Here is a 307-nt window from a genome sequence, read left to right on the forward strand (position 1 = left end):
GCGCGCGATCTCGCCGGGATCGGCCTCGCGAGACCAGCCTTCCTCCGGCATCGGCCGCCGGGAGACGACGACGAGATTGAGGGCCCGCCCCGCCGCCACCGGATAGAGCACGACATGCCCGCCCCGGCCGAGCCACAGCCCCGTCTCGTCCGCCCCGAGGCCGGCGGGGCGCGCGTCGGCGGGAAGCGTCGCGCGATAGGCGGCATAGCCGGAATAGGCGGGTGGACGGGTCTTGCCGAGCGCGGCCCTCGTGCGCGACCAGACGCCGTCGGCGGAATCGCCCTTGCTTCTGATCGACAGCGTGGCG

1 pseudogene is annotated in these 307 nt (G+C 74.6%); it reads right to left on the reverse strand.

The annotated features are described in order from the left end of the window. A pseudogene (locus PKD06_RS18720) lies at nucleotides 1–307 on the reverse strand (hypothetical protein); the annotation flags it as partial.

It is taken from the genome of Enterovirga sp. (genome assembly GCF_035325185.1).
Lineage (GTDB): Bacteria > Pseudomonadota > Alphaproteobacteria > Rhizobiales > Beijerinckiaceae > Enterovirga.